The 20,354-nt window shown below is 31.0% G+C and carries 23 protein-coding genes; 14 read left to right on the forward strand and 9 right to left on the reverse strand.

Features of this window, described 5'->3' with window-relative positions; genetic code table 11:
- Positions 1 to 53: 53 nt before the first annotated feature.
- Positions 54 to 701 carry a pyridoxamine 5'-phosphate oxidase gene (gene pdxH, locus HXZ74_RS14115; RefSeq protein WP_038330536.1) on the forward strand — a complete coding sequence of 216 codons (648 nt, stop codon included), beginning with the start codon at positions 54 to 56 and terminating at the stop codon, positions 699 to 701.
- 22 nt (positions 702 to 723) lie between these two features.
- On the opposite strand, the gene HXZ74_RS14120 is transcribed toward pdxH, so the two are convergent.
- Entirely contained in the window at positions 724 to 2,787 is a 2,064-nt protein-coding gene (locus HXZ74_RS14120; RefSeq protein ID WP_286475932.1) for a M48 family metalloprotease, read from the reverse strand.
- 57 nt (positions 2,788 to 2,844) lie between these two features.
- The gene (locus HXZ74_RS14125) at positions 2,845 to 3,618 is read right to left on the reverse strand and encodes a response regulator transcription factor (RefSeq protein ID WP_286475934.1); all 774 of its coding nucleotides are present in this window, start codon (positions 3,616 to 3,618) and stop codon (positions 2,845 to 2,847) included.
- Positions 3,619 to 4,084: 466 nt separating this feature from the next.
- Between HXZ74_RS14125 and HXZ74_RS14130 the strand changes: the two genes are divergently transcribed.
- The 8 genes from HXZ74_RS14130 (at position 4,085) to HXZ74_RS14165 (ending at position 8,141) form a co-directional block, all read left to right on the forward strand.
- A complete protein-coding gene (locus tag HXZ74_RS14130; protein ID WP_286475936.1) occupies positions 4,085 to 4,660 on the forward strand; it encodes a hypothetical protein in 576 nt (191 codons plus the stop codon).
- A gap of 117 nt (positions 4,661 to 4,777) precedes the next feature.
- Positions 4,778 to 5,317, forward strand: a complete 540-nt coding sequence (locus HXZ74_RS14135; protein ID WP_152606059.1) for a hypothetical protein — start codon at positions 4,778 to 4,780, stop codon at positions 5,315 to 5,317.
- A 16-nt stretch (positions 5,318 to 5,333) separates the two neighbouring features.
- Positions 5,334 to 5,573 carry a hypothetical protein gene (locus HXZ74_RS14140; RefSeq protein ID WP_280061517.1) on the forward strand — a complete coding sequence of 80 codons (240 nt, stop codon included), beginning with the start codon at positions 5,334 to 5,336 and terminating at the stop codon, positions 5,571 to 5,573.
- The gene (locus HXZ74_RS14145) at positions 5,574 to 6,794 is read left to right on the forward strand and encodes a tetratricopeptide repeat protein (RefSeq protein WP_286475938.1); all 1,221 of its coding nucleotides are present in this window, start codon (positions 5,574 to 5,576) and stop codon (positions 6,792 to 6,794) included.
- A 45-nt stretch (positions 6,795 to 6,839) separates the two neighbouring features.
- Positions 6,840 to 7,346 carry a hypothetical protein gene (locus HXZ74_RS14150; protein ID WP_286475940.1) on the forward strand — a complete coding sequence of 169 codons (507 nt, stop codon included), beginning with the start codon at positions 6,840 to 6,842 and terminating at the stop codon, positions 7,344 to 7,346.
- A gap of 30 nt (positions 7,347 to 7,376) precedes the next feature.
- Positions 7,377 to 7,577 carry a hypothetical protein gene (locus tag HXZ74_RS14155; protein WP_286475942.1) on the forward strand — a complete coding sequence of 67 codons (201 nt, stop codon included), beginning with the start codon at positions 7,377 to 7,379 and terminating at the stop codon, positions 7,575 to 7,577.
- A 42-nt stretch (positions 7,578 to 7,619) separates the two neighbouring features.
- On the forward strand, positions 7,620 to 7,835 hold the full coding sequence (locus tag HXZ74_RS14160) for a hypothetical protein (RefSeq protein WP_286475944.1): 216 nt from the start codon (positions 7,620 to 7,622) through the stop codon (positions 7,833 to 7,835).
- A 99-nt stretch (positions 7,836 to 7,934) separates the two neighbouring features.
- Positions 7,935 to 8,141: a hypothetical protein gene (locus tag HXZ74_RS14165; protein WP_286475946.1), complete on the forward strand. Its 207-nt coding sequence runs from the start codon at positions 7,935 to 7,937 to the stop codon at positions 8,139 to 8,141.
- 54 nt (positions 8,142 to 8,195) lie between these two features.
- Here the strand turns inward: HXZ74_RS14165 and rocD are convergent, their stop codons facing one another.
- The 3 genes from rocD to hemW all read right to left on the reverse strand — a co-directional run bounded on the left by rocD (position 8,196) and on the right by hemW (position 11,446).
- Positions 8,196 to 9,428 (reverse strand): ornithine--oxo-acid transaminase, encoded by a 1,233-nt coding sequence (gene rocD / locus HXZ74_RS14170; RefSeq protein ID WP_286475948.1) that lies wholly within the window; start codon positions 9,426 to 9,428, stop codon positions 8,196 to 8,198.
- A 63-nt stretch (positions 9,429 to 9,491) separates the two neighbouring features.
- A complete protein-coding gene (murI, locus tag HXZ74_RS14175) occupies positions 9,492 to 10,301 on the reverse strand; it encodes a glutamate racemase (RefSeq protein WP_286475950.1) in 810 nt (269 codons plus the stop codon).
- 17 nt (positions 10,302 to 10,318) lie between these two features.
- A complete protein-coding gene (hemW, locus tag HXZ74_RS14180) occupies positions 10,319 to 11,446 on the reverse strand; it encodes a radical SAM family heme chaperone HemW (protein ID WP_286475952.1) in 1,128 nt (375 codons plus the stop codon).
- Positions 11,447 to 11,573: 127 nt separating this feature from the next.
- On the opposite strand from hemW, the gene HXZ74_RS14185 reads away from it, so the two are divergent.
- Entirely contained in the window at positions 11,574 to 11,765 is a 192-nt protein-coding gene (locus HXZ74_RS14185; RefSeq protein ID WP_038330556.1) for a cold-shock protein, read from the forward strand.
- A gap of 54 nt (positions 11,766 to 11,819) precedes the next feature.
- Here the strand turns inward: HXZ74_RS14185 and HXZ74_RS14190 are convergent, their stop codons facing one another.
- A complete protein-coding gene (locus tag HXZ74_RS14190) occupies positions 11,820 to 12,365 on the reverse strand; it encodes a hypothetical protein (RefSeq protein ID WP_280061512.1) in 546 nt (181 codons plus the stop codon).
- 41 nt (positions 12,366 to 12,406) lie between these two features.
- Between HXZ74_RS14190 and HXZ74_RS14195 the strand changes: the two genes are divergently transcribed.
- From HXZ74_RS14195 to HXZ74_RS14205, 3 genes are read left to right on the forward strand one after another with little or no spacing between them, the layout of a single operon-like run.
- Entirely contained in the window at positions 12,407 to 12,739 is a 333-nt protein-coding gene (locus tag HXZ74_RS14195; RefSeq protein ID WP_286475954.1) for an MGMT family protein, read from the forward strand.
- A gap of 58 nt (positions 12,740 to 12,797) precedes the next feature.
- On the forward strand, positions 12,798 to 13,730 hold the full coding sequence (locus HXZ74_RS14200) for an ABC transporter ATP-binding protein (RefSeq protein ID WP_286475956.1): 933 nt from the start codon (positions 12,798 to 12,800) through the stop codon (positions 13,728 to 13,730).
- Between the two features lie 12 nt (positions 13,731 to 13,742).
- A complete protein-coding gene (locus HXZ74_RS14205; protein ID WP_286475958.1) occupies positions 13,743 to 15,062 on the forward strand; it encodes an ABC transporter permease in 1,320 nt (439 codons plus the stop codon).
- Positions 15,063 to 15,131: 69 nt separating this feature from the next.
- Here the strand turns inward: HXZ74_RS14205 and HXZ74_RS14210 are convergent, their stop codons facing one another.
- Complete coding sequence (locus HXZ74_RS14210; protein ID WP_286475960.1) at positions 15,132 to 16,070, reverse strand: SGNH/GDSL hydrolase family protein; 939 nt, start codon at positions 16,068 to 16,070, stop codon at positions 15,132 to 15,134.
- A 137-nt stretch (positions 16,071 to 16,207) separates the two neighbouring features.
- On the opposite strand from HXZ74_RS14210, the gene pepE reads away from it, so the two are divergent.
- Positions 16,208 to 16,930, forward strand: a complete 723-nt coding sequence (pepE, locus tag HXZ74_RS14215) for a dipeptidase PepE (protein WP_280061510.1) — start codon at positions 16,208 to 16,210, stop codon at positions 16,928 to 16,930.
- 64 nt (positions 16,931 to 16,994) lie between these two features.
- On the opposite strand, the gene HXZ74_RS14220 is transcribed toward pepE, so the two are convergent.
- Both HXZ74_RS14220 and HXZ74_RS14225 read right to left on the reverse strand, forming a co-directional pair.
- Positions 16,995 to 18,629, reverse strand: a complete 1,635-nt coding sequence (locus tag HXZ74_RS14220; protein ID WP_280061509.1) for a S8 family peptidase — start codon at positions 18,627 to 18,629, stop codon at positions 16,995 to 16,997.
- A gap of 123 nt (positions 18,630 to 18,752) precedes the next feature.
- Positions 18,753 to 20,354, reverse strand: a complete 1,602-nt coding sequence (locus HXZ74_RS14225; RefSeq protein WP_286475962.1) for a S8 family serine peptidase — start codon at positions 20,352 to 20,354, stop codon at positions 18,753 to 18,755.

Below are 20,354 nucleotides of genomic sequence, written 5' to 3' on the forward strand. Positions count from 1 at the left end.
AAAATCTTAACGAAAGATATGATTAGCGGTTTAAAAATATAAAATAATCATTAATGAAACAAGATTTAAGTTATAAAAGAAAGGTTTACGAAAAACAGTCGATGAATTTTGATTCGTTAAGAGAAAATCCGATTGAACAATTTCGTGATTGGTTTTTGCAAGCTGAAGAATCGGATGGAGTAGATGAAGCAAATGCGATGTCTGTTGCGACGATTGGTGAAGATGGATTTCCGAGAACGCGTGTTGTTTTATTGAAAAGATATACGGACGAAGGTTTTATTTTTTATACGAATTACAATAGTCAGAAAGGAAAAGCTTTGTTAGAGAATCCGCATGTTTGTTTGTCATTTTTTTGGCCATTTCTTGAAAGACAGATTATTATAAAAGGTGTAGCAGAAAAAACATCGGATAATAATTCGGATGGATATTTCGAAACGCGTCCAAGAAGTAGCCAGTTAGGGGCTTGGATTTCAGCTCAAAGTTCTGTGATTGATGAGCATGAGGATTTAGCAGCAGAAGAATTGGAATTAGAGAAAAAATACGAAGGAAAAGAAATTCCGCGCCCAGCACATTGGGGAGGTTTCTTGATTCGCCCAACAGAAATAGAGTTTTGGCAAGGACGTCCAAGTCGTTTACACGATAGAGTTCGTTATGTTTTACAAGACGATTTTGATTGGAAAAAAGAGCGTTTAGCTCCTTAAAATATAAAACAAAAGCCTCTAATTAAGAGGCTTTTGTTTTTGATGTATAGTCTAACAATGGTTCGTATTCTTTTAGAAAAGCAGATTTCTTTTGAAACAATAAATTATTTGAAATTTGATCTACAAAGTATAAATTTTCAATCAAATTCTCAAAAGCATTGTTGTTATAACCTGTAGAGTCAAAAAAGAAAATCCAATCTTCATCTATAAAATATTGCGCATTTTCAATTTCTCGAATTGTTATTTTTTCTTTTGCTATTTCACTTTGTAGAATATCTTTTGTTACTTTTTTCAGTTGTTCTACTCGATCATTCAGAACTGTTAAAGCCTCAATTCTTAGTTTTTCGTGAATAGGTTTTGTTGCAAAATTAATATGAGTTCTAATTTCATTTACCAATTGAATATTCGCTGATAAATCTGCTTCAACTTTGATACAATCTTCTAATAAAATAGATTTTTGTTCATCTAAATTAGATCTGAAAAAGATTTTGATATTGTCTAAATATTCAGAAAACTCAACTTCTTTTTCCTTATTTATTTGCTCCAATTCTTCTTTAATTTTCAGTACATCTTGTTTTTTATTGTAAACAACATTGTTGTATTTGAATGGTTGCGGCTTTTTTTGACTGGAAAAAAAATCTAATTGCAATAAATCAATTTGTAAAGCTAAATATTGTTTTGCAACTATAATATTTTCATCCGAAAACAATTCATTCGTAGGAATATTTTGTTGTTTATCCGTTAAATCAGCTTTTTTAATTCGATCAAAAGGTAAATCATAATTTGAAAAAAAATGATTGTAAACTTTAGGGTAATTGTATTTATTATGAATGCTTTTAAACGTTTCAATAAATTCTGAATTGTCTATTTCATTGACACGATATAAATTTAATTGAAAGAAAAAATTGAATGTAAATTCTTCTTCAAATTCATTATTTTTTTGAAGTAATGTAATGGCTTTTGGAGATTTGTCTATCTCAGAATGATGATTTGTAGACGCTATATTTGCTAAACGTTTGTCCATTTCTGGATGCGTCGACCATAAATCTTCAAATTGTAGTAAAGAATGATTTTGATTAAATTCATTAATTCCAACAATTGCTAAATTATTTTCTAAAGAAAGTTCGTAATCATCGATATAAAAGTCAACTAATTGATTCATATTTTGATAAATATTAGTCGAAAACTTTTTATCATCTTGTAAACTTGTATAAAAATTGGCTAATTCTTGGTAAACAAATTGATACAATTCTATTCTCAATAATGGTTTGCTCATCGTCTCAATTCCCACAACATTTGTTGCAATTTGATCCGCATGAAATTCCATTTCTCGACTTAATTTTAGATAATTAAATTCTAATTTTTTGTGAATTATTTTCAAAATAGATTCAATCATTTTATTGTAAGCAACAGCGCCCATCGAAATAAAACCAACAATTCCATTAATTTGACCTAAATTATCGACATCAAATCTCAAGGTTTGATTACTGTATAAAATATCTTCCATAATTTTGGTCGCATTCCCAACATGACTACCAATTGTCATTGATTTTTGAGAAAAATGCCCAAATTCGTGCGCAATAATTCCTTTTAACTCATTTTGAGAAATACCATGAAGCAAACCAACACCAATTGACAAATTTTTTCTCGTTGGAAAAACTAAACTTTGTAAATTGTTCGAGTAGGAAACATATGCATTTACATCATCAATAATAAATACTTTTTTTGGATGTTTTGTGCCAACTTTATCTGCGGTTTCTTTTATTAATTTGAATAATTCTGGTTGATCTGTTTCAAAAATTTCAATTCCATTTGTAGCTGTTTTTTTGAAAATATTCAGAATAAATTTAATATTATAGTAAACGATTAAACCTCCTAAAGCCAATAGTCCCAAACCTAAAATAATGGTAATCCACATTGGTTTTGCAATGACAATAGCGATTCCTCCACAAACACAAATTATAAAAATGATGATGCTCAAAATTGTAGAAAAGAAAAGAGTAATCAAGAAAAGAGCAATCCAAACTGCTGATTTTTTTTGCGCCTTTTTGTACGTTTCAGAAACGTTTATTTTAAAAGAATTCATAGTGTTATTTAAAGTTTCGAATATAAAAAAACCTGATGAAATTTCATCAGGTTTTTTTTATAAATAACCGTTTTCAAGACTGCGTTTTAAAAGATCTAAACTATTTTTAGATTTTGTCTTATATAATATTTTTTTGTGATGGGTACGTACCGTATGATACGATATATATAATAAATTGGCGATTTCTTTATCTGAAAAACCTTTAAGTAGCAAACTTAAAATTTCAATTTCCCGTTTTGTGAGTCTTTCTTTGGGCTCACCTTCTATTTTTTCTACTACAATTTTTTTTGAATAAAAGTCGGTTCTTGTCCCCAAACCTGAAACCGTGGCTACGTAATTATTAATAGGTGTAATATGATGAATATTGGTATGAATATTTACCGCTTGTAATAATTCACCTTTATCGTTTTTTAAACTATGAAAGGCTTGATGATAAAATAGTTCATAATTACCCTCAGCTGTTTTCATCCTAAAACAATAGCCCGTTTTTAAATGTAATTGATGTTTAGGTCCTAACATTTGATATATTTCCAAAGTCCAAGCTTCAGCCTCCATCACAAAAGCCAAATCATCGGGATGTATTAAATCAATAATATCTTTTAAATGTTCTGGATAAGCATTTAAACCATGAATTGACAAAATATTCTCATGTACATTACTTAATGTACTATTTTTAAAATTTAAAATATAATAATAAAAAGATCCCACGCTAAAAACATTAGCAAAGAAATGCTCTAAGTCTGGTATTACAATTTCATTTGTATATTCATTAGAAATGACTTTAGGAAATTGATTCCATACATCGTTAAGTAAATGCTTTTTAGGTTCCATAAGCATTGTATTTAATATATATAAAAATACTTAAATTATGTTAAAAAAATACCTCTTTTGAGGTATTTTTTTGCGTTTAGAAATTATAGTACTTTGATATAACACGAATAAAAGTAATTATGAAAAAGCTAATTACTTTACTATTCTTAATTTTTTGTACACAAACATAAAACCACAAATAACCAATAACGCTATATGCGATGGCTAAATAAAGCTTTGAATTGTATATAGAAAATTAAAATGCAGCTCTTATAACCACTAATGTTTATAAAATAACTTGATGCCAAGTTTTTAAAATTAATAACAGCTTATTCTATATAAATTTTACAAAAACCGAAACCCTTACAAAATGCTTTTACTTAAAAGAAAATAAAAATTGAAATACCCTATTGGAAAGATTAAATACAAAAGTTAGAAATCAGAAGTTTAAAGTCGAAAACTGAAATAACTATTAAAAATAAAAACTATGAAAACAATTATTAAAACCTTTTGCCTATTGGTATTTGTAGCTGTAACTACAAAAGCTTATGCACAAGCACTAACCAATGGAAATTATACTTCTGCAGATGGATATTATACGGTTTCTGTGGTACATCAAAATAACGAAATTACTTTAACCGAACCTAATAAAGTAAATGTGTACCAAAATGCGGGTAATAATATGTATTATCATACCGAACCAAAATATGCCGATTATTACCTAAAAATAACTGGTACGCAACAATATTATACTGGTAAAAATGGAGGGACAGAATACCTTTTTACTTTTTCGGGAAGTAATACATTACAAGATGATTTAGCAGCAGGGATTGACAATTGTCCGTTATATGATAAATATGAAAATCTTGCAAGTGAAGGTGAGCTAAATGCACAAGTATGGACATTTTGCGGTGCAGCAGCTTTGGTGAAATGCACCTATAACGAAGAAGGAGCTAGCAAATATATAAAAGATGTTATTGCAACACTAAAGCTAATAATGACAGATCCTTCTACTTGCCCTTGTACTGATGTAATTTCCCAAGCAGTTTGGAATGCTAATTAAAAAATAGAAAAAGAATGATGGCTTTGTTAATGTAGCCAGAAATCAGAAGTTGTGTCACTTCGAGCCTATAGAGAAGACTTATAACAAATCACAAATAACAATTAAAGAATAGAAACTATGAAAAAACTTATCACATTATTCGCCATATTCTTAGGATTAGGAATAACAAGTGCACAAAAAATGTTTTCCCTATCTTATGCACCCGATAAAGAAACTGAAGACAATGTATATGGTTTCCCAGCAGAATTTAAGCTCAGTGCTTCTATTTCAGAAATTGGCGAAGCAGTAGTTGTTTTGGAAGATTACAAAATAGACCAATCCAAAGGTTTCTTCAACAAGTTTGGATCAGAAAAAAAAGGAAAATTTTATCCTTGTAATTCTTTAAACGATCTTTGCAATCAATCGAAAATACCAATATCTCTTTGGGTAGCTGCAGTATGGGAATATGCAGGAAAAACATACATCAGTGGAGCAAACCAAATTAATACGCATATACCTCAATACAAAAATAATATTTCCCCACCTGGAGAAATAGGATATAATGCGGTGAAAGAAGGTAAAGCAAAACTAGTAGGTATAAATTTCAAATCGTATTCTGTTAATAAAATCGATGCAATGATGAATATTATCTACAAATTGAAAGAGAATACAAAGTAAATAAATGTATTATTCTATGTCCTCACGTTTCCAAGACCAAAACAAAACCATTCAAGATTTCTACAACGAAGTTTGGGTAGTTTGCCCATCTTGCGATAAAAAAGCGGTGGCAAAAGTTATCGAAGAAAACAACCAAGTAAGTTTGTACTGCAAGCATTGTGGTTATAACAAAAAAAAATCTACAGAAATTTATATTTCGGGTACAAAAGGCATTTTAGAAATGCCCGCACACCGTTTTTTTGATACAGAACTTTGATTGCAAGCATCTTTCAAAAATGAAATGTTTTATGCATACAATGACGAACATCTTACGTATTTAGAAAACTACATTAGCGCCAATTTACGCGAACATAAGGGTAGAAGCCATTTCACACTATTAGAAAAGTTACCCAAGTTTTACCACGAAGCCAAAAACAGAGAAGCTTTGTTAAAATTGATTCAAAAACTAAAAACTAAACTAAATAATATGAAAAATTTAAATTTACTGTTTGTGCTATTGGGAATTCAACTATTAAATGCACAAAATAATGCCAAAGCTGAATTGAAATTAGCTGACGCCGCTTTTGCAAAAAAGAATTATGGAGTGATGGTAGATCATTTAACAAAAGCTGCAAAACTCAATAATTCTGAAGCTCTTTACTCACTGTTTTCTCTCTATTTTGAAGGGCAATATGTGGAAAAAAACGAAACAAAAGCCATTGAACTATTAAAAAAATCGGCAGATTTAGGATTTGTTCCCGCAATGAACAATTATTCATATTACTTAGTAGGTCAAAATAATGAACAATCAAATGCCGAAGCATTAGCCTATTTGCAAAAATCTGTAGTTGCCAAAGATCCAGAAGCAATAAGGCTGATGGCCTTCTATTATCAGGAAGGTCTTGCAGATTTACCAAAAAGCAATGATAAAGCATTAGAACTGTACAAAAAATCTGCAGCAATGGGTTTTGAAGGAGCCAATAAAAGTGGAGTTCACTTGGTTGAAAAAATGTACCCAGAGAAAGACAAAAAAAGGACTGAAGAATTAGAGTATTTTTCTTCGTTAGGTGATGCACACGCCATGTATCACTTGGCTAACAATTACTGGTCTTTTATATTTGGTGGTGATGAGGGTAAAGCCAAAGAGTATTACCTAAAATCCGCAGAAAAGGGTTATGTAAAATCCATGTATGCCATTGGTCGTTTAGAGATTTATAGTAATAAAGAAGTAGCTAAAAAATGGCTTCAGAAAGCACTAGATCAAGGATATGGTGACGCTGGTTACCTACTCGCACAATTATATACAGGTTCAGAACGTTTTGATTATCTTGAGAAGGCGGCTGCACTAGGTAGTGAAAAAGCTATGGATATGGTGCATTATAGTTATAATAATGGAGACGATTACTACGGTGTTAAAAAAGATGTGGAAAAAGCAAAACAGCTAGAATCGAAATATATAGAAATTTTAAAAAATAAAAATGAACACGAGTTTGATTAATAATTTATCACCATAAAAAATCATTTAAAAATAAAAAAATTACTTATGAAAACAAAAATCTTAATCCTTATAAGTTTATTACTTTCGGTATTTCTAAATGCACAAACTTTCAATGTGAAAGAATTACAAAGAATCATCGAAATGCATAATGATGACGTTAGCGTTGCTCTACCAAAAATTGAGAAATTAAAATGTAAACCCACTTTTGAAGGGGATTTTACAGCTCTCGATTTTATCGCTGCCAACAACCGTTACAAATGTCCTACGATACAAGAAGATGCAATTGTGTTTCTAGGAATGGCTGATAAAGTGATGGCTATTTTTGATATTGAATTAGACGAAAAATACTATTCTGAGGTAGAAAAAATGCTCCTTGAAAATAATTTTACTACTACTAATGAAGTCGGAGAAATAAAAATGAATGGCTATTTTGTAAAAGCAAAAATTTTTACCTCGAAAGGTAAAAAAAAAGATGTAAATAAGGATTTAAATAATACCTACGTTTATCTGCAACAACCCAGTAATGGTAAATTTTCTGTAGTGATTGAATAAAATAGATTGAATTATACAACTTTATTTTTCTTGGCAATAAGTAATTTTTCTGCTCAAGAGTTTAAAATTGTTTCATTGCTCAATACCGCTTTGGAAAAAGATGTTGAGGTGAACAATACATTCGATTTTCAGGACAAGAAGATAAAAATCATCCAACCTTATTCCATTAAAAACGGAATCCTATCTGTGGAATTAGAATATAAAGAAAAGAATAGCCAATATTTAGAATAAATAGAAGTACCGATTTCAAAAATAACCGCAGTTGCAAAAGACATGAATGTCTTGTTTTTAACAAAAGATAATTCTGTGAAAACTGTCCAGAAAAATTTAGTAAAAAAAGAATATGAAGAAGATGAAAAAACCTACATCAATAATCAATTTTTTACTGGGTTACATGCCGTACAAGAAAACAAATCACTCGCTGTACAACTTCAAAAAGCCTTTAAAAAAGCAAAAATAAAAATTGGTTTTCCCTATTGGTATGACTAATTAACCAAATATCTGTATGATAAGGTAGGCGAACCTATTGTAGAACTCAACGCAAATGGAGAAGGTCTTTTTCAGTACCACGGCAGACCAGCTACCAAGATGCAATTTTGGATAGATTGTGATGAAAAAGGGGTTCCTAGAACAAAAACTTACGGAGCAGATCGATATGAATATACGTTACTTGTTCAATATTTGGAAGGTAATGATAATCAAATTTCTGTTGACAATTATACATTGATGGATGTCTTTGTAGCAAAAGACTTAGGATATGCCATCATTTATAGCGAACGATATAAATCTCTCTAGTAAAAAAACCTGATGAAATTTCATCAGGTTTTTTCTATATCGTTTTATTGTTGATTATTTCTTAAACTCTTGTGCAGTTTTACGAATAATCGCTAAACATTCGTGTAATTGTTCTTCGTTCATCACTAAAGGAGGAGCGAAACGAATGATGTTTCCATGTGTTGGTTTGGCTAATAATCCGTTGTCTTTCATTGCAACACAGAAATTCCATGCTGTTTCAGATTCTGGTGTATCGTTGATTAAAATTGCATTTAATAAACCTTTTCCACGAACTGATTTGAATAACGGAAATTCTTCTGCCATTTTCGTGATTTCTGCTCTAAAAATTTGTCCTAATTTTTCAGAATTTTCAGCTAATTTTTCGTCCAAAACAACTTGCAAAGCTTCTGTTGCAACAGCCGCAGCTAATGGATTTCCTCCATAAGTAGAACCGTGTTGACCTGGTTTGATAACATTCATTATTTCATCATTTGCTAAAACTGCAGAAACTGGATAAGCTCCACCTGAAACGGCTTTACCTAAGATTAAAACATCAGCATCAATATTTTCGTGATCGATTGCTAACATTTTTCCTGTACGTGCAATTCCTGTTTGAATTTCGTCTGCGATAAATAAAACATTATGTTGTTTACACAATTCTTCACAAGCTTTTAAATATCCTTCAGAAGGCACATTAACACCAGCTTCTCCTTGGATTGGTTCTACTAAGAATCCACAAATTTTGTCTGCTTTTTCTTCTAAAATTTGTTTTAAAGCTTCAACATCATTGTATTCTACGGCTTCGAAACCGCTTGTGTAAGGATTAAAGTTTTTGCGCGCATCTTCATCATTCGAGAAAGAAATAATAGTAGTTGTACGACCATGGAAATTGTCTTTACATACCACAATAATCGCTTCACCAGCTGGAATTCCTTTCTTTTCGTACCCCCATTTACGAGCAATTTTTAACGCTGTTTCTACCGCTTCTGCACCCGTATTCATTGGTAATACTTTATCGAAACCGAATAATTCTGTGATAAATTTTTCGTATTTTCCTAATTCCGCATTATAAAAAGCACGAGAAGTTAACGTTAATTTTTCGGCTTGATCTTTCAACGCTTTGATGATTCGTGGATGACAGTGACCTTGATTAACAGCTGAATAAGCTGATAAAAAGTCGAAATATTTTTTCCCATCAACATCCCAAACGTAAACACCTTCACCTTTTTCCAATACAACTGGAAGCGGATGATAGTTATGCGCTCCGTATTTTTCTTCTAATGCAATTAATTCTGCTGATTTTTCCATGTAATGATTTGTTTTTGTTTGTTCGTAATATTTTATAAAAAAACCGACAAATAATGGTCGGTTCTATTTCGTTTCTAAATTTTTCTCAATTAATTGAATATCTTTCCCAAAGAATTTTTTTGCCACTTTTATAATATTATCTGTATTGTCAGAAATATAAAATGTATAGTTTGCAACAGCATCTTTAGCAGCCAATTTTCCTTCTTTTGCCAATTGATAAATCACTTGATTCACAACAATTAAAGGCGAAATTACGATGTCAACTTTTCCTTCAAACACTTGATTGATTTCTCTTTCTAGATGCGTATAATGTGTACATCCCAAAATAATCGAATCAATTCCTTCTAATTTTTTGTTCAACAAATACGTTTCTAAAACTGCTTTAGAAATCGTAGAATTTGTAAAACCTTCTTCGATAACAGGAACTAGGAGCGGTGTAGCCATTTCAATAACCGAAATATGTTTATTCCGACGACGAATTGCTTTCTTGTAAGCGCCCGAATTTACAGTTGCTTTTGTTGCAATAACACCTATTTTTTCTCTTAATTCGAACGAAACTTTCTCTGCAACTGGCGAAATAACATCGATAACAGGAACATCTTTTCCTGCAGCTTCTCTAATTTCTTTCAACGAATTAGCCGTTGCAGAATTACATGCAACTAAAATCGCTTTACAATTATTGTCTATTAAAAAATTAGTAATGTCTACCGAAAATTGTGTAATCGCTTCTTTCGATTTTTCTCCGTAAGGCAAATTTTGAGTATCGCCAAAATAGATCAAACTTTCGTTTGGTAGCAGACGTTTTATTTCTTTTGCAAACGTCAAACCGCCAACTCCAGAGTCGAAAACACCAATTGGTCTGTTATCATTCATATCGCAAATTTAACAAATTAATCGATGTAAAATAATCTTGAAGCAATTCCGTCTGCGAAAAATTTTGCTTCGGGTTTTAAAATAATTCTATTTTCTTTCTTTTCGACTAAATTTTCGTTAATTAATTGATTGAGTTCTTGATAAAAAGAATTCACTAAAGGTTGAGAAAATTCTGAATTTATTCGATTTAAATCTATTCCATAAATTGTTCTCAATCCAATCATTATCATTTCATTAAATTGTTCTACTTCATTCAAAACTTCAATTTCTTGAGGCAGCTTATTTTCGTTGATAGTTTGTATATATTTTGAATTATTTGCAATGTTCCAAGCACGAGTTTTTCCGTTATAAGAATGTGCAGAAGGTCCAATTCCTAAATAATGAATTCCTTTCCAATAATTAGAATTGTGCAAAGAAAAATAGTCTTCTTTTCCGAAATTGGAGATTTCATATTGAATAAAATCATTTGAAGTTAAAGTGTCCACTAAAAGTTGAAATTGTTCGTTTTGATGATCTTCATCAACTGGTTTAGTGATTCCTTTTTTGATCTGATGATCTAAAATTGTTTTTTCTTCGACTGTCAAGGCATAAGAAGAAATATGTGGAACATTTAGCGCAATTGCCTTTTGCAAATTTTGTTTCCACATTTCGTTAGTTGTGGTTGTAGAACCATAAATCAAATCAATAGTGATATTTTCGAAACCAAAATCTTGCGCCAATTTTATAGAAGTTTCAGCTTCTTGTGTATTATGTGCGCGATTCATCAATTTCAAATCTTCTTCAAAAAATGATTGAACACCAATCGAAAAACGATTAATCGGAGTTGATTTTAAGAAATTAAGTTTTTCTTTGTTCAAATCATCGGGATTTGCTTCTAGTGTAATTTCTTTTAAATTTTTGGTCGAATAATTTTTATAAATCGTTTCGAAAATACTTTCTAACTCAATTTCAGATAGGATAGAAGGTGTTCCTCCTCCAAAATAAATCGTTTCTAAAGGTGCTGAAATTTCATCTTTTCTGATCTCAAGTTCTTTATTAATTGCTTGAATTAAATTTGATTTATGTTGAAGATTAGTCGAAAAATGAAAATCGCAATAGCTACATTTTTGTTTACAAAACGGGATATGAATATAAATTCCTGCCAAAATATTATGATTTGAGACAAAATTATAATGAAATTATAGGCTAAAAAAATTGTTATAAAAAAAAACTAAAAATTAATATTGGTTTTGTAAATAAATCTTATATCTTTATCAACGAAAATAAAATACTATGAATAAAGGAACTGTAAAATTCTTTAATGAAGAAAAAGGATACGGATTTATTAAAGATGACGAATCAGGAAAAGAGTACTTCGTACACGTTTCTGGTTTAACAGACAAAGTAGCTCAAAACGATAAAGTATCTTTTGACTTAGAACAAGGAAAAAAAGGCATCAACGCCGTTAATGTGAAAGTAATCTAATTAATATATTATCTCAACATATTTCTTGTAAGCGACCTGTTTAGGTCGCTTTTTTTATTCTTTGATTTCGTCACTATTTTGATAAAACTCTGCATCACGAAGCAATTCATTTACGAAATGATACAATCTTCCTAACTGATATTTTGCCAAATAATGACCATATAAACTCGCTAAATAAGTCCCTAAAGCAATCAATAACGCAACAGGTATACTCCAAATCCATACACTATTTCCTTGTACAATATATTCGGAAACCGCATAAGAGCCTAATGTGATAAAAATAGCTCCACTCAAACCATACAAAAATGCAAAAAATGTCCAAACATTAGAAGGCGGACCAATAATTCCTCTAACAACCAAATAATCAGGATGATCGTCATCTTCTTCAATTCGGATTTGCAATTGCGGATGCCAATATTTATCCTTGTCTTTTCGGACACGAATCATTGCAACTTCCTGATTGGCATAACCTCCGTATTCGGTAGAATTTGTTTCGAGGTGTTTTTTGATTAAATCAATAAATTCTTGTTTTGATAAATGTGTAAAAACCTTAAATCGTGGTCGGCTTAAAAGAGATTTAATTGGAACTTTTTGGCTCATATTCTATTACTTTCTTTAAATTTACAATAAATGTTTAGATTATGACAAAAATCATTTCTGATACTTATGAGAAAATTTATGAAATAGTTCGTCAAATTCCCGAAGGGCGTGTTTCTACTTATGGATTGATTGCAAAATATATAGGCGAAAAATTTTCTGCGCGTGTGGTTGGTTATGCGATGAATCATGCACATAATAGAGAAGATGTTCCTGCTCATCGTGTTGTAAACAGAAATGGTTTGTTAACTGGAAAACATCATTTTAATCCTTCGAGTTTGATGCAACAATTGTTAGAGAATGAAGGTGTGGAGATTATAAATGATAAAGTGGTTAATTTTAAAGAAATTGTATGGGATCCGAACGAATCTCATTAAAATCTGTAACAAAATTTACTTTCTTCTTACTAATTTTACAAATCAAATGATATAGAAAATGGAATTTTTATTGCAAGCTCAAGGCTTAACAAGAAAATATAAAGATAAAGTTGCGCTTAATAATTTTAGTATCAATATTCCACAAGGTTCTATTTATGGACTTTTGGGACCAAATGGTGCTGGAAAAACGACTTTTATTCGTATTGTCAATCAAATTACGGCGCCAGATAGTGGAACGATTTTGCTAAATGGTGAACCTTTGACGAAAAAATCAATCGGACAAGTTGGTTATATGCCAGAAGAACGTGGTTTGTATAAGAATATGAAGGTTGGAGAACAGGCACTGTATTTTGCAAAACTGAAAGGTCTTTCTTCTGCGGAAGCTAAAAAACGTACCGAATATTGGTTCGAGAAACTTGATATGATGTCTTGGTGGAACAAGAAATTGAGCGAGTTGTCGAAAGGAATGGGACAAAAAGTTCAGTTTGTGATTACTGTTATTCACAATCCTTCTTTGTTAATTTTTGATGAACCTTTTAGTGGTTTTGACCCTGTAAATGCACAAATTATTGCGAATGAAATTCTTGAATTAAGAGATAAAGGAACAACAATTATTTTCTCAACGCATCGTATGGAATCTGTGGAGGAAATGTGTGATCATGTTGCATTGATTAATCAATCGAATAAAGTGTTAGATGGAACGATCGAAGAAGTTAGAAATCAATTTAAAACAGGGAAATTTTCGATTCAATTGAATGAAATTCCTGCTGATTCTCTTCAAAATTTAGCCAATGAATTTGAAATTTCAGATGTACGAAATATTAATCAGCGAACTGAATTTAATTTGTTGTATAATAAAGGAACACCAACCAATGTGATTTTAGATAAATTGATGCAAGTTGGACAAGTTCATCAATTCAAAGAAATTATTCCTTCGATGAATGATGTGTTTTTGGAAGCCGTTAAACAAAGTTCAATTCCTAATCTTTAAGCTAATTTTCAAATGAAAAATATATTTTTAGTTGCACAACGCGAGTTCTTTTCTCAAGTAAAAAACAAAGCGTTTATTGTTATGACTTTTCTTTCGCCTTTGTTGATTGTTGGGGCAGGAGCGGTGATTTTCTTTTTGAGTTCTGCAAATAATTCCGAAGTGAAAAATATTGCAATTGTAGATGAAAGTACAGAATTTGTAACCTCGTTCAAATCGACTAAACAAATGATGTTCAGTATATACACGCCTCAAGAATTGAAATCAATCAAAGATACATTGAAAGGAAGCGAATATTTGAATGCAATTCTTCATATTCCGAAAAATACAGATGGAAATTATGAAAATATTGAGAAAAATACTGAATTAATCACAAATGGAAATCTTGGAATTACTGATCGAGAAAAGCTTTCGAGAACAATAAGTGATAAGATTGAAAAAGAAAAACAGGCGAAATCTGGTATTAATAAAACTGCTTTAGAAGCTTCTAAGGCGCGCGTTAACCTGAATGTTTTCAATGTTACAGACGGAAAAGAAGATAAAGGAATGGAGTTGAAAATCGGATTATCGATGTTTTTAACTTACATTATTTTCATGTTTGTGATGATTTATGGCGTAAAAGTTATGCGCTCTGTGGTAGAAGAAAAGAATAATCGTGTGGTCGAAATTATCATTTCTTCTGTAAAACCTTTCGAATTGATGATGGGTAAAATCTTAGGAACGACAATGGTTGCTGTGACGCAATTTGCAATATGGATTGGAATGACAATGGGGTTATTGATTTTATTTCCAGCAATTGCAGCGTCGAGAATGGATATGTCACAACAAATGATGAATCAAGCACAATTAGCGGAAACTAATCCAGATATGATGCAGAAAGTAACAGAAATTAGCGAAGTGTTGTTGACGTTTAATTATCCGTTAATCATTTTTGCTTTTATTGCTTATTTCATCTTGGGATATTTGTTCTACAGCTCTGTTTTCGCGGCAATTGGTTCTGCGGTTGACAATGATACTGATACGCAACAATTCACGTATTTTCCTTTAGTTCCGATGATGATTGGACTTTATGGAAGTATGACAACTTTCGAAAATCCTGATGGTCCAGTTGCTTTTTGGTTATCAATGATTCCATTAACTTCGCCCATCTCAATGATTACTCGAATTCCTTTCGATGTTCCGATTTGGCAATTAGCTTTATCCTTATTTTTGCTTTTAATCAGCACCATATTTATGGTTTATATTGCTGGAAAAATCTATAGAATTGGAATTTTAATTTATGGTAAAAAACCAACTGTGAAAGAAATGGTGAAATGGATTTCCTATAAAAACTAATTTTACACAACTATAAAACCAAAAAAGAGCTTGATTTATCAAGCTCTTTTTTGATGATAGATATTCGATTTATTTTGTAATCAACGTAAATGTTTTATTCATAATAGAATCCACCTTAAAGGTTAATTTATCTGCACCTTTTGCATTTAAATGATCTGAATTTTTGAAATCTTTTTTACTGAAACTTTTATTATTGATAAAATAATCGATGAAAATGACATTATCATATTTCGATAAGCGATTAATATTATTTTTTAAGTTGAAATATTGAGGCGTTTTTATGGCATAATTTTTATACAAATTAGTTGTAGGAGTAGCCAATAGAACAACTTTTATATGATTTGATTTTGCTTGATTTATAATTTGTTCTAAATCATGATAATGTGTTTTTATAATATGTTGTACTTGAGTTGAATTCAAATTTGCACGATGTCTTTCAAACGTTTTTTTAGCGTAAATACTATCATTCCAACTTGGCTCGTATCGCTTTCTTATATATCCATTAATATCTATTGTTAAATTATTTTTATCCTCAATCCAATAATCTTTTATTCGATTATAATTAATATCAATAGGTTCTGAGAAAAATTCATAATTAAGATTTAAGTCGTTATTATTTATATCAATATTCCAATAAATTGAATAATATTTTAATTTTTTTTGATTAAAATCATTCAATTGTTTTGTAAACGAAAAATACGAAATGGGAATAATAATGGTTTTTAAATTGGGTAAATATTTTCGATTTTGTTCAAAAATTTTATAATCTAAATCCAATGATTGAGCAGAATGCGCAGCATTAAAAGTTTTATTTTTAAATAATTTTGGATTGAGTCCTGTAAAGGTATGAGAACTCCCAAGAATCAAAGTTTCTATTTGTTTTCCATTTTCTTTTAAATAATCTGCTTTGTATTTGTAATCGTTCGGAATTTTGCGAAGTGTTTGTTCTATTCTAATTATTGTCACAATAATAAATAAAGGTATAATGAAGCGTAATAATTTTTTCATGAAGATCTAGAAATCTTGAAATCTTGAAATTCCATTTTTTAGAATTGTACAAAAGTAAAGTAATTCGGTATAATTTTTTGTCAATTTTCTACCTATTTTCTTATTTTAAACTTACTTTTGAGTTAAAATTCGATAACATGATAAATCCAAATGATAGACTATTAGTGATAAGCACGAGTACTATTCACGGTTATAGTTTTTTAGAATATATAAAAGATGAAATCAAAGAATTTATTCAATCTGATGAAATCATTTTTGTTCCCTATGCGCGTCCTTCGGGAATTTCGTACGATGATTATACGCAAAATGTAAAAGATGCTTTGCAAACGGTTGGAATTTCTGTAAAAGGTTTGCATACTTTCGAGAATAAAAAAGAAGCCATTTTGCATGCGAAAGCGATTTTTATTGGAGGAGGAAATACATTTTTATTGCTAAAAACGTTATATGAACTTGGTTTGGTAGAAGAGTTGAGAAGTGCTGTACATAATGGAACGCCATATATTGGAACGAGTGCAGGAAGTAATTTGACTGGTTTAACAATTGGAACAACAAATGATATGCCGATCGTTTATCCACCAAGTTTTGATGCATTGCAATTTTTACCTTTTAATATTAATCCGCATTATTTGGATCCTGATCCAAATTCTACGCACAAAGGTGAAACAAGAGAAACGCGTATCAATGAATTTCACAAGTTTAATCATCAAGTTGTCGTTGGATTGAGAGAAGGAAGTTGGCTTCGCGTAGAAAATGGAGTGGTGGAATTGAAAGGAAAATTATCAGCCCGAATTTTTAGACAGAACGAACAACCAATTGAGATTGAATCTGGTGTTTTAGAGGAAAAAGTTTATAGTATTTAAATAAAAAATCCTCAACTAAATTTAGTTGAGGATTTCAATTTTAAAACAATTTATATAAAACTAATTACTTCAATTTTTTAGCAACATACATTTTTTCTGCTAATTGAACAGCTTTGTACGCATCAACAACACCGCCTGTTACAGAAATATCTGTTAAAGCAGGATTTTTGTTGACAGATTCTAACAAAATTTGTTTGATATCTGTTGCAGTTAATTTTGGATAATGTGCCCAAACCAAAGCCGCAACTCCCGCTACAACTGGTGAAGCCATGGAAGTTCCACTTTCGTTTTTGTATTCCCCATCTTTATTAGGAACGGTAGAATATATTTCATTTCCTGGTGCAAAAACGTCTACAGACTTTTTACCAAAATTAGAGAAACTTGCTCTTAAATTATTATTATCCATTGTGTTTGCTCCAACTGTAATTACGTTTTTAGAAACTTCTGCACCTTTGTTATCATAAACAGTAGGGAAGTGAATTTCGTCATCAATATTTACGTTTTCATTTCCTGCAGCTTTAATCAATAAAAGACCTTTTTTCTCAGCATATTTAAATGCATCCCAAACAATTTGTTTATCTGGAGAATAAGCTTTTCCAAAAGACATATTTAAGATTTTTGCTCCATTATCTGCAGCATAACGAATGGCATTTGCAACGTCTTTATCTCGTTCGTCTCCATTTGGAACTGTACGAACTGACATGATTTTTACATAACCATTTCCTGCGATTCCATCCATTCCAATTCCGTTCCCAGATTTTGCTGCAATAATTCCAGAAACGTGCGTTCCGTGCATAGAATCAGGACCGTCTACATCATTATTTCCGTAAAAACGTTCTGATTTATCAGCATAATTATCACCAACAATTGGACGAGGATCTAATTCTGTATTCAAGTTAATTTCAACTTGTTCTTTGTAATATTTTGTTCCTTCTGAAATTTCATTTCCAACTTCTGTTAAGAAATCTTTCATCGATTTTCCTTCCCAAGCTTCTTTCGGAACCATACCAAAAATAATCATCCCTTGTTGTGCTTCTTTAGAAACAGGTTTAAAAGACATCATATTTTTTTCATTCAAATCTTTTTCGCCCCATTCTTTAATCAAAGCAGGAAATGCAACAGAGAAAATATCATTCATCTGTACATATTGCGCAGCATTTTGTTTTGCTTCGGCTAATTTATTTTCGAACTCAGGTTTTATTTTTTGATATTCTTCAAATTCTTTTGGGAATTTCGTTTTGTTTGAAGCTGCATCTTTACTTTTTTCGAATAAATCGCGGTATTTTACAAAAAGACGTGTTAACTCTAATGTATCTCCATCAACATTTTTACCATCTTTTCCTCCGATAAAATTCCAACCGTGAATATCATCAACATAACCATTTTTATCATCGTCAATTCCATTCCCAGCAATTTCTTTGCTATTTGTCCAAATATTATCTTTTAAATCTGGATGAGTAATCTCAACTCCAGAATCTAAAACACCAACAATTAATTGTGATGGTTTACGTTTTTTTGATTCTAAAAATTGTAAAGCTTTTTGCGTATTTACACCATAAACACCACTTTCTTCGAAAGATTCGTGTTGCCAATATTTTTGATCAACTTTAGGTAAAGGTAGAGCAGTTGTCGTTTCTTGTGCGAACGATGCCACACCAACAAACATAGCAACTGATATACTTAATAAGAATTTTTTCATAATTGATTTTATCTATATGTCGAGAAACAACTGAAATTGTTACATCTAAAATTATCTCGATTTTAAACGCAAAAAAGGCTCCAAAATTTGAAGCCTTTTTATAATGTTGTGTTAAAATTAAAATTATTTCAACTTACGTTGTTTGTAAATTTCTTCAGCTTTTTGTACAGCTTTGTAAGAATCTACAACACCTCCAGCAACAGAAATATCTTTTAATTGATCGTTTTTATTTACTGTTTCCATTAAAATAGTACGAATATCTTCTGCTGTTAATTTTGGATAATGTGACCAAACTAATGCAGCAACACCAGCAACAGCAGGCGAAGCCATAGAAGTTCCGTTTAAGAAACGATATTGATCAACACCTGGATATGTTGCATAGATCTCTTGTCCTGGTCCAAAAACATCTACCGATTTTTTACCATAGTTTGAGAAACGAGCTTTTAAGGCATTTGGATCTTTAGTAGAAGCACCAACTGTAAGGACAGATTTAGAAACTGTATTTCCATTTCTGAAATTAGTTGGATAATGTACATGAACATCAATATCTTCGTTGCTATTTCCTGCAGCTTTAACGATTAAAACACCTTTATCAGAAGCATATTTGAACGCATCCCAAACTAAATCTGCATCAGGAGAATAAGGTTTTCCGAAAGACATGTTCAAGATTTTTGCTCCATTGTCAACTGCATAATAAATAGCATTTGCAACATCTTTATCGCGCTCATCTCCATTTGGAACTGTACGAACAGACATAATTTTTACATTATTTCCTCCTGTTGTTCCTTCAGAACCGATATTATTTCCTCTTACAGCACCGATAATTCCAGCAACGTGAGTTCCATGAGAAGACTCAGGTCCGTTAGAATCTCCGTTTCCATAAAAACGTTCTTTCTTATCATTTGGATTGTCAACATCTTTACGATCAACCAAATCTAGATTTAAGTGAGAAGATAAAGCATCTCCCTTCGCAGCACGACGAGTAGCTCCTAAATAGGTATTCGAAACTTCTTTCATTGTTTTTCCAACCCATTGCTCTTCTTTTAACTCACCAAAAATCCACAAAGCTTCTAAGATTTGAGAATCTGTTGGTTGATAATTCTTTAAAATATCTTTTGATAATTTAGTATCACCAAACTCAAGAACCATTTTATTTACACCACCTTCAACTGCATTCAATTTAGATTGAGCAACTTGTTGGTTATATTTTGCTTTTCCTACAGCACTTAAATATTCTTTTTCAATTTTTTGGAATTCAGCATATTCAGTAGGATTTTTTACAATAGCTTCGTGATTTTTCTTTTGATCAAAAGTTGAATATTTAGATGATAAAGCTTTGTAAACACGTGTTAATTCAGTTGTATCATCATTGTAATTGATTCCTTTTGCAGTTCCTAAAAAAGACCAACCATGTACGTCATCAATGTAACCATTTTTGTCATCATCTATTCCGTTTCCTGGAATTTCTTTTGGATTTGACCACATATTCGCTTTCAAATCTTCGTGGAAATTTTCAACACCACTGTCTAAAACTCCTACAATAATTGTATTTGCTTTTCTTTTGTTGTCTTTTAAGAATTGTAAAGCTTGATCAGTATTTACACCATAAATACCTGTTTGTTCTACACCTGCATGATACCATTTTTCTTTTGGTACTTCTGTTGTTTGTGCTTGAGCAAACCCTAATGTAAAGGCAAATCCTAAAGCAATAAATAATTTTCTCAT

Origin of the sequence: Empedobacter sp. R750 (genome assembly GCF_030324345.1) — a bacterium.
GTDB classification, from domain to species: domain Bacteria; phylum Bacteroidota; class Bacteroidia; order Flavobacteriales; family Weeksellaceae; genus Empedobacter; species Empedobacter falsenii_C.